This is a genomic window from Streptomyces yokosukanensis (assembly GCF_001514035.1).
In the GTDB taxonomy this organism is placed as follows: domain Bacteria; phylum Actinomycetota; class Actinomycetes; order Streptomycetales; family Streptomycetaceae; genus Streptomyces; species Streptomyces yokosukanensis.
In genome coordinates this window covers 1-9,608 of sequence record NZ_KQ948258.1, presented here as the reverse complement: position 1 = coordinate 9,608, position 9,608 = coordinate 1, and the positions used below count along the sequence as shown (strand labels likewise).

Genomic DNA, 9,608 nt, shown 5'->3' with positions numbered 1-9,608 from the left:
GCTTCCCCGGGCTGGCACAGGTCGCGGTCATAGCGCGTGAGGACCAGCCGGGCGACAAACGCCTCGTCGGCTATGTGGTCGCCGAGGCCGGAAACGACGACGCCCTGGACACCGAAGCCCTGCGTGCGCACGCGGCGGGTCTGCTGCCGGAGTACATGGTCCCCACCACGTTCATGGTCCTCGACCGGCTCCCGCTGACCACCAACGGCAAGGTCGACCACCGGGCCCTGCCCGCCCCCGACCTGCCCGCCGCCGGAACCGGACGCCCACCGCGTACCCCACAGGAGGAGATCCTGTGCGGACTGTTCGCCGAGATCCTGGGCGTACCCACGATCGGAATCGACGACAACTTCTTCGTACTCGGCGGCCACTCCCTCCTCGCCACCCGCCTCATCAGCCGCATCCGTTCGACCCTGGGCGTCGAACTGCCAGTAAGCACCCTCTTCGAAACCCCCACCATCGCCACCCTTGTCCGGCAGTTGGACCGGACGCCGGGGAGCTCTTCCGGGGACTCGTTGGGGGTCCTGCTCCCGCTGCGCGCCGAAGGGGATCTCGACCCGCTGTTCTGTATCCATCCGGCGATCGGGCTCAGTTGGGCGTACTCCGGCCTCTTGCGCCATTTGGACCGTCAGCAGCCTCTGTACGGCCTTCAGGCCCGTAAGTTCAGCGAGCCGGACGCCGCGGCACCCGGGCTGGGGGAGATGGTCGAGGACTACCTGAACGAGATCCGAACAGTTCAGCCTTCCGGTCCTTACTCCCTGCTGGGCTGGTCCTTCGGGGGCATCGTGGCTCACGCCGTCGCGGTCCGCCTGCAGGAGGAAGGCGAGGAAGTCGCTCTGCTCGCCATGATGGACAGTTACCTGCCCACTGACGGCTGGGAGAGTGAGCGGTTGTCGTACGACAGCCCGGAGGTACTGAGTGCCATCGCCGAGTCCATCGGACATGACCCGACGTCGCCCGAGAGCCCCCTGACCGGGCTTGGCGTGGATGAGTTCTCGGCTCTCGTCAAAGTCTTCGTGGATATCGCCAACTTGAGCGATCACATCAGTGTCGGCAAGTTCATGGGCGACATACTGTTCTTTGCCGCGGCTGCCGACAAGGCAGACAGTGAACTCGCTCCCGATGTCTGGTCTCCGCATACGAACGGACGCGTTGAAATACACGCAATCGACTGCGTGCACGGAGCTATGACCCAGCCCGGCCCGCTGTCCGAGATAGGGCAGATATTGGCTGCAAGGTTGGCCGATATCGCGGGAAAACAGGGCAAGGCCTGAGCTCTTCCCTCCCCCCGTCCGGAGTGCTCTCTCTGCCTCACCGCAGCTGTCCAAAAATCCATTCTCAGGAGCATCGTTGAAAGTCATCAGCAAAGAGAAGGCGGCGACCCAGCCGCACTTGGGTAGCAGCTTCAACAAGGTGTGGGTGGCCGCGATCGCTTCGTCTTTGGGCGATGGCGTTCAGATGGCCGCGCTGCCCCTGCTCGCAGTCCACCTGACCAGTGATCCGCTCCTCATCGGTGCGGTCGGCGCCGTCGGCACTCTGCCATGGTTCCTGCTCGGTCTGCCGGCCGGAGCGCTGGTGGACCGGTGGGACCGGAGAAAGGTGATGCTGCGTGCGGACCTCGTCCGGTTCGCCATCCTCGCCCTGCTCACGGTCGCCGTACTGACCGATCACGCAAACATCTTCCTGCTGATCGTGGCGGGATTCGCTCTGGGCTGCGGAGACATCTTCTTCGACATCTCCGCACAGGCCGTCATGCCGGTGGTCGTCTCCGGGGAACAGGCGCTCATCCGGGCCAACAGCCGGATCTCCGCCGCTCAGATCAATGGCGAACAGCTCGCAGGCCCCCCGCTCGGCGGAGCGCTCTTCTCCCTGTCACAGTCCTTGCCGTTCCTGGGGAACGCGCTCTCCTTCTTGATCAGCGCCATCTTCGTCGGTTCGCTGAAGGGCGACTTCGGAAACGCGCCGACCGACGAGCCGACCCGCAGAAGCCTTCGCGCCGAGGTCGCGGAGGGACTGCGCTGGCTGCTGCAGCATCGAGTGCTACGAGCACTGGCCGGCACCGCTGCCATCGGCAACCTCGTCTTCACCGCCAAAATGTCGCTGCTGGTCCTGCTGGCCAAGAACCAACTCGGGCTCGGTGACATCGGCTACGGCCTGCTGCTGAGCTCGACCGCTGTCGGTGCCTTCATCGGAAGCTTCATGTCTTCTTCGATCTCCAAGAAGATCCAAGTGGGCAGCATGCGGTGCATCGGCATGTCCGTGGAAGGACTGGCGGTCGTCGGACTCGGCCTCACCGGAAACCCCTGGGTTGCCGGCGGGATGATGGCCACCATCGGATTCTCGATGAGTGTCCAGATCGTCATCGTCGGTTCGCTGCGGCAGCGTCTCGCACCGGCGGAAATTCGTGGACGAGTGCTTTCCGCAAGCCGGTTGATCTCGCTCATGGGTGCACCCTTCGGAGGTGTTCTCGGAGGCTACCTCGCGGGCGCGTTCAGTCTGCGGACGCCGTTCGTCATGGGCGGCCTCTTGATGGTCCTGGTGGCCCTGGTCAGCCTGCCCGCGCTGAGCAATCGATCCATTCGAGAAGCGACAGACGAAGCTTCCGCCACGCCATCGAACCAGGGCGCGTCGAGGTAGTCGCGGGATCGCCGTTCCTTTTAGGCAAGCGAGGTTGTATGAACGACAGTGGAGTGGAACTCCTGGCCGCCGACCTGAGCACGGATCGACTGCATGCAGCTCTCCGGGATCCGGCGCTCGCCTCCATGAACTTCTTGAACGAGGTGGCTAGCCGCTTCCCGGAGGCCATTTCGCTCGCCGCCGGCCGGCCCAGTGAAGACTTCTTCGACGTCGACGATCTTCCTCGATATCTGCAGGTCTTCTGCGACTACCTGGCGGCCGAGAGGGGTGCGGACGCAGCACTCGTACGGCGCACCCTCTTCCAGTACGGTCGGACCAAGGGCATCATTCACGAGCTGCTCGCCCGGAATCTCGCCTGTGACGAGGGCATCGACGTCGACCCGGAGTCGATCGTCGTCACGGTCGGCTGCCAGGAGGCGATGTTCCTGGTGCTCCGGGCGCTTCGCACGGACGAGCGTGACGTCGTGCTGACGGTTTCGCCGGGCTACGTCGGACTGGCTGGTGCCGCGCGGCTGGTGGACATGCCCCTCTGGCCGGTACGGGAGAACGAGGACGGCGTCGACCTCGACCACTTGGTCGAGCAGATCGAGGCGGTGCACGCCGCGGGGCAGCGGCCGCGGGCCTTCTACCTCGTCCCGGACTTCGCCAATCCCTCCGGCGCGAGCCTCGACCTGGAGGCCAGGCAGAGATTGCTCGCCATCGCGGCGGAGCACGATCTGCTGATTCTCGAGGACAATCCGTACGGTTTGTTCCAGGCCGAAGACGGTCAGCGCTTGCCCACACTCAAGGCCCTCGACACTTCGCGGCGGGTCATCTATCTCGGCTCGCTCGCCAAGACCTGCTTTCCCGGAGCCAGGGTCGGCTTCGCGGTCGCGGATCAGCGCGTGGCCGGTGCGGATGGCGGCTCCACGCTGTTCGCGGACGAGCTGTCCAAGATCAAAAGTATGCTCACCGTCAACACCTCACCCCTGGCCCAGGCCATTGCGGGAGGCAAGCTACTGGAGCACGACTGCAGTCTGCTCAAGGCAAATACCAGAGAAATACAGCTCTACAGCCGAAATATGCGGCTACTGCTGGAGGGGATGGACCGCCGGTTCCCCCGGGGCGAAAATCACCAGGTCTCATGGAATACGCCCGGCGGTGGATTCTTCGCGGTCGTCACTGTTCCGTTCATCGCCGACGACACCGCACTGGAATATGGGGCCAGTAAGTACGGCGTCCTGTGGACACCCATGAGCCATTTCTACGACGGCCGTGGCGGCGAGAATCAGCTACGACTGTCGGTCAGCGCGGTGTCGCCGGATGAGATGGAAGCGGGACTGGATCGACTGGCGATGTTGATCGCCGATCTTTCCGACAAGGAAGTATCTACGCAGTAGTCACCTATTCTGAAGGCCAGGAGATTTCCATGCCGAACATAGGCATATTCGCCGACGATCTCAATAGCGTGGACCTCACGGACCCGAACACCTTCCTGCAGACTGACATGGAAGATTTCTGGCGGCGCGTTCGGGCCGAGCAGCCCGTATATCTGCACCCGGCCACGGACCGCGGGTCCGAATTTTGGGTGGTATCCCGCCACGCGGACGTGATGACCGTTCTGCAGGACCCCGAGCGATTCAGCTCGCAGCCGGGGAACATGATGTCTTCGCTGCACAAGCCCGGAGGGGATCCGGCGGCCGGCAAGATCCTGGCGCTTACCGATGCGCCGCGCCACAATGCCATGCGGACGATCCTGCTGAAGGCGTTCAGTCCCCGGATCCGCAAAGGGGTGACGGACAAACTGCAGCAGCGGGTCGACCATGTCCTCGGCCCCGCCGTCGGTACCGGGACCTTCGACTTCGCCAAGGAGGTCGCGGAAGTGGTCCCCATGGGGACGATCTGCGATCTGCTGGGCTTTCCGTCGACGGATCACAAGTACGTGCTCGACCTGAGTCGGGAGGCGGTCAGCGCGGACGACGAGGGGCAGACCGAAGAGGACGTCTGGCTCTCTCGCAACGAACTCCTCGTCTATTGCCAGGAGATCATCGAGGCTCGCCGCGAAGACCCGCAGGACGACTTGATCAGCGCGATGGCCACCTGCCGGATCGACGGTGAGCCGATGACCGATGACGAAGTGGTCGTCAACTGCTACGGGTTCATCCTCGCGGGAGACCACACCAGTCGCCTGGCCATGGTCGGCGCCCTGCTCGCCTTCTCCCAGCACCCCGATCAGTGGCTGGCTCTGAAGGAGGGCCGCGTTTCGATAGCCAGCGCGGTCGAGGAGATCGTGCGCTGGACGACGCCGGCGATGCACATCGGTCGCACCGCAACGGCCGAAGTCACCATCGGCGGCCAGACAATCCGCGAAGGTGACCACGTCATCCTCTGGAACACTTCCGCGAACCGCGACGAAAGCGTCTTCTCGGACCCGCACAGTTTTGACCTGGCAAGGACTCCCAACAAGCACCTGGGCTTCGGATTCGGACCCCACTTCTGCTTCGGGTCATACCTCGGGCGAGCCGAAATCACTGCCGTACTCCAGACCCTCATCAGCAGGGTGGACCGGATCGAGCTCACGGGTGATCCCAAGGCGCTCTACTCGACGTTCCTCCGCGGCTACAGCAGCCTACCGGTCTCCCTGGTTCCCAGCCGATCCACTACGGAATAGCGGCTTCCTTTCCAGCCGCTGCGGGAGCGTGCTGAAGGCGAAGAAGAAACCCAGGCCCAAGAGTTCAAAGAGGAGAACAAGCATGTCTGCGCCGCCCGCTTCCGCCGCTTCCGACGCCGCCGAGCAGTTGCCCCGCATCCGTTCCGCGCTCGACAGGCTCGTGAGCTACAAGCAGGGCGAGTCCGTACGCTCACCCGAGGGGCATACCTTCCCACTGTCCGCCAACGAATCCCCGTACGAGCCGATCCCCGCGGTGGTGCAGGCGATCCACGAGGCAGCGCTGGGCATCAACCGCTACCCGGACAACAGCTGCACGGACCTGATCTCCGAGATATCCGCACGCTTCGCCGTGCCGGAGGACACCATCGCCGTCGGCTGCGGCTCTGTCGGTGTCTCCCAGATGCTTCTGGAGGCGGTCGCGGAGCCCGGCGGGGAGGTCCTCTACGCCTGGCGCTCGTTCGAGGCCTACCCGATCTTGACCAGACTCTCCGGTGCCACGCCGGTCGAGGTCCCGCTCAAGGACGAGGCTCACGACCTCGACGCGATGGCCGCCGCGATCACCGACCGGACGCGGCTCATCTTCATCTGCAACCCCAACAACCCCACGGGAACGGTGATTTCCCGATCCGACATCGAGACGTTCCTCGACCGGGTCCCCGCCGATTGCCTGGTGGTCATCGACGAGGCCTACATCGAGTACGTGCACGACGACGAAGCCCCCGACGGCCTCACTCTCCGGCCCGGGCGCCCCAACGTGGTGGTCCTCCGCACCTTCTCCAAGGCATACGGCCTGGCCGGGCTCAGGATCGGCTTCGCGGTCGGACACCCCACCGTGGTCGAGGCCCTTCGCAAGGCCTTCCTCCCCTTCAGCGTGAACGGCGTCGCGCAGGCCGCGGCGATCGCCGCTCTCCGCTCGGAGGAGGCCCTGATCGCCCGCGTGGAGACCACGGTCAAGGAACGCGAGCGAGTCCACCACGCCCTGACCGAACAGGGCTGGCGCCTCTCCTCCAGCAGCGCCAACTTTCTCTGGCTCCAGCTCGGCGACCAAGCCCTCGCGTTCGCCCGCCACTGCGCGGCGACGGGAGTGGCGATCCGGCCGTTCGCGGGCGAGGGAGTCCGCGTCTCGATCGGCTCTCCCGCGGAGAACGACGCCTTCCTCGCGGCGTCAGCCACCTTCCCCACCACGCCCAGCCACCCCTGACCACAGGACCTCATCAAGTGCGCCAGGCCTCCGGACCGTTGGTGACGCTCAGGGCAGCATCACCTGCTGGAGACGCCTCAAGAAGACCCAACCATGATCGTGCCACAAGCTCCAACGCCCGCACCGCGCATCATGCGCACGTACAAAATCGCAGGTCAGGAGCCCTTCGCGGCGGGTTCGAGGATCGCGACGCACTCCACATGATGCGTCATCGGAAACATGTCCGGTTTCTTCAGCTGGAGAAAACCGCAGGTGAGGGGGCCTTTCTCCGGAACCGGAACGGGCTGCCCCGGGCCGGAGCGTCATTTGAGCGTCACGACCGCGCGCCCCTCTGACGCCGCTATTCGCGCATCTCTGTGGCTGGCCCGCCAGCGCCATGCGAGATACGGGCTTCAGGTCTGCTCCAGCAGCTCCGCGCTGATCCGATCCCAGCTCGGTCGGGGGCCGTCGACCGGGCGTACGGCTGTGAGCCGGCGGCCGTCGAGGAACGTATCGAGCCGATCGCCGGCCAGGGTGGCCAGCCGCTCGCGTTGAGCACGGCGGTTCACCTCTACCCGCTCGCCCAGAACTCCGAGCAGTACCTCGTGACGCGCCTCGCCGAGGATGTCGCCGCGGATCCACCGTCCTCGGACCGGTACACCGCCCGTACGACACGTGTCGTCACCGCGTCCCTGCTTCTCGTGCTCGAGAGCGGGGTGCTTGAGTACAACGGTACCCACGCCGGCCGCGACACGTCGTAGCACGATTGGCGCAGAAGCCCCGACGGGGTGCTCTCCCCGACACCGCTTCGTCGTATCACGGGGTACGAACGCTCGAGAGCGGTGAGTCGACAGTTGTGCCCATCGGGGACGCCCCACTCCCTCGTGGCTCGCTCCCTGCAGAAGCCCCGTCGTGATGGATCCCCGACGGGGCTTCGCAGTATCACCCGCTGTCACGGACGCCCCTATAACGGGGGGACGCCGGATACCGTCCTGACCAGGTTGAAGACCTCTCGGGCGGCATAGCGTTTGAGGCATCGGATGATCTCGCGGGTCTTGCCTTCCTGGGTGCGGCGTTCGTAGTGCGCCTTGGTGCGAGGATGGAAGCGCAGCCGGGTGAACACAATGCGGTGCAGGGCTGCGTTGGCCTGCCGGTTGCCGCCATGGTTGAGCCGACGCGAGGTCCGCCGGCCTGAGGAGCATTCGATGGGGCTGACTCCGCACAATGCGGCGAAGGACGCCTCGGTACTCAGCCGCTCGAGGTTGTCTCCAATGGTGAGCAGGAGAGTGACGGCACTGTCTGGGCCGATGCCCACCGGTGTCAATAGCTGCGGGGCGTGGCGTTCGACGAGCCGGGTCAGGCGCCGGTTCAACTCGTCGATCTGCCCGGTGGGGCCAGCAGGCTCAGCGTGATGTGGGTGGCCTGGGCCACGGCGTCCGTGAGGCTCGCGCAGGTGCGGAGCAGCTCGCGGTTGCCCAGGCGAAAGAGTCGTTCTCGTAGGGCAGGGTCCGCGATGACCAGGACGGCCTTGAGCTGGTTAATGGCCTGGGTGCGAGCCTTTACCGCAGAGTCCTTCGCGAGCTTCAACATCCGGGCGCACTGCACCGGACCGTCTCCAGATTTGCTCGGGCCCGGGCGCGACCGTTGAGCACGGCCCGCGCGGCAGCCTGCGCATCGATCGGATCCGACTTTCCGAACTGACGGCGCGCCGTGCGGTCGGGCCGGTTCACTTCGTACACCTAGTACTGCAACGGTGCTTGCCGTGACGGGTGGCCAGTTCAGGGGCTGTGTCCGCGTCGTTTGTAGTGGATGGTGCGGGCTTGATGTTGTCGTCGGCGGCGCCAGGTGGACCAGTGCAGGATGTGCTCGACGGGTGTGGGTCGGCGGTCGGTGAGGCGGGTGATCAGCCGTCGTATTTCGGCAAGGCTGAGGTGGATGAGCTGAGAGGATCCGTTTCTGCTTTGTCCGGGTCCAGCTGGCGGGCTCGTAGAACGGTCAGGCAGGCGTGGGCGGCCATGGCGAGGGTCATGTGGCGGTGCCAGCCGGGGTAGCGGCGGACCTGGTAGTCGTCCAGGCCGCACTCCTGCTTGGCGCTCTGGAAGCATTCCTCGATGGCCCACCGGCTGCCCGCGATGCGGATCAGGTCATCCAGCGGGGTGCCGGCGGGGCAGTAGGCGATGTAGTAGGAGATCTCCTGCGGGCGGGCGACGCTGCGGCGGGCGAGAACCCAGTGGCGGCGGTCGGGCCGGTGCCAGGGGCGTACCTCGACGCGGGCCCAGTCATAGATCCGCAGGCCGTGAGCCCCGCTGCCGCAGGATCGGCGCTTCCACTTCTGCCGGGCAAGACCGTCGAACAGGTCGTGGACGGGATGGTCGATCGCCCAGCGGGTCACCACGGTGTCGTGCCGGGTGGTGGCCATGACGTGGAAGACGTCCTCCCGCTCCAGCTCGGAGCGCCAGCCCTTGGAGAAGCCGTAGGCGGCATCCGCGGTCACCCACCGAAACGGGATCTTGTCCGTGATGGCGCGGCGGACCATCGCCTTGGCCATGGCCACCTTCGTCTCGAAGGCGACCTCGTCGCCGATGCCGGCCCGGCGGCACCTTTCACGGTCATCGGTCCAGGACGCGGGCAGATACAGACGCCGGTCGATCAGCGTCCGCCCGCGGTCGGTTGCATAGGCGAGGAAGACACCGACCTGACAGTTCTCCGTGCGTCCGGCGGTGCCGGAGTACTGCCTCTGCACCCCGGCCGACCGCGTCCCCTTCTTCAGAAAGCCTGTGTCGTCCACGACCAGGACGGCGTCGGGGTCGCCGAGGTTGTCGACCACGTACTGGCGCACGTCGTCGAGCACCTCATCGGCGTCCCACTCGATCCGGTTCAGCATCCGCTGGATGCGGTCCGGGCCCGCATGGCCGGCTTCCTCCGCCAGGGTCCAGCCGTTCTTCCGCTGCAGCGGAGCGATCAGGCCCCGCATATAGGCAAGTGCCGACTCCCGGGGCTCCGACCTGCTGAAACGATGCACGAACCGCTCATGCACAGCTTCCAGCTCACCCGCCCACAACCTGACATCAGCAAGGTCCCCACCCATAACCACACCAACGACCACCCTGGCCATCCGTCTCGGCAAACACCGTTGCAGTA

General features: G+C 65.5%; 9 protein-coding genes. 5 read left to right on the top strand and 4 right to left on the bottom strand.

The window, feature by feature from the left end:
- From AQI95_RS43715 to hisC, 5 genes are all read left to right on the top strand, one after another.
- Positions 1-1,274, top strand: a 1,274-nt coding sequence (locus AQI95_RS43715) for a thioesterase domain-containing protein (RefSeq protein ID WP_244189116.1), incomplete at its 5' end; no start/stop codon positions are given.
- 76 nt (positions 1,275-1,350) lie between these two features.
- Positions 1,351-2,637 (top strand): MFS transporter, encoded by a 1,287-nt coding sequence (locus tag AQI95_RS43710; RefSeq protein WP_159056763.1) that lies wholly within the window; start codon positions 1,351-1,353, stop codon positions 2,635-2,637.
- Positions 2,638-2,690: 53 nt separating this feature from the next.
- Positions 2,691-4,016, top strand: coding sequence for an aminotransferase-like domain-containing protein (locus AQI95_RS43705; protein WP_425264978.1), 1,326 nt, complete (start codon positions 2,691-2,693; stop codon positions 4,014-4,016).
- 29 nt (positions 4,017-4,045) lie between these two features.
- Entirely contained in the window at positions 4,046-5,287 is a 1,242-nt protein-coding gene (locus tag AQI95_RS43700; RefSeq protein WP_067137034.1) for a cytochrome P450, read from the top strand.
- 82 nt (positions 5,288-5,369) lie between these two features.
- On the top strand, positions 5,370-6,488 hold the full coding sequence (gene hisC / locus AQI95_RS43695; protein WP_067137032.1) for a histidinol-phosphate transaminase: 1,119 nt from the start codon (positions 5,370-5,372) through the stop codon (positions 6,486-6,488).
- Between the two features lie 392 nt (positions 6,489-6,880).
- Here the strand turns inward: hisC and AQI95_RS46150 are convergent, their stop codons facing one another.
- The 4 genes from AQI95_RS46150 to AQI95_RS43680 all read right to left on the bottom strand — a co-directional run bounded on the left by AQI95_RS46150 (position 6,881) and on the right by AQI95_RS43680 (position 9,555).
- On the bottom strand, positions 6,881-7,207 hold the full coding sequence (locus tag AQI95_RS46150; RefSeq protein ID WP_208614431.1) for a hypothetical protein: 327 nt from the start codon (positions 7,205-7,207) through the stop codon (positions 6,881-6,883).
- Positions 7,208-7,431: 224 nt separating this feature from the next.
- Positions 7,432-7,839: a transposase gene (locus AQI95_RS49715; protein ID WP_244189115.1), complete on the bottom strand. Its 408-nt coding sequence runs from the start codon at positions 7,837-7,839 to the stop codon at positions 7,432-7,434.
- The gene (locus AQI95_RS49710; protein ID WP_244189114.1) at positions 7,836-8,057 is read right to left on the bottom strand and encodes a hypothetical protein; all 222 of its coding nucleotides are present in this window, start codon (positions 8,055-8,057) and stop codon (positions 7,836-7,838) included. Before AQI95_RS49710 ends, AQI95_RS49715 begins: the two co-directional genes overlap by 4 nt.
- Before the next feature lie 313 nt (positions 8,058-8,370).
- Positions 8,371-9,555 carry an IS701 family transposase gene (locus tag AQI95_RS43680; protein ID WP_067137028.1) on the bottom strand — a complete coding sequence of 395 codons (1,185 nt, stop codon included), beginning with the start codon at positions 9,553-9,555 and terminating at the stop codon, positions 8,371-8,373.
- Positions 9,556-9,608: the final 53 nt, after the last annotated feature.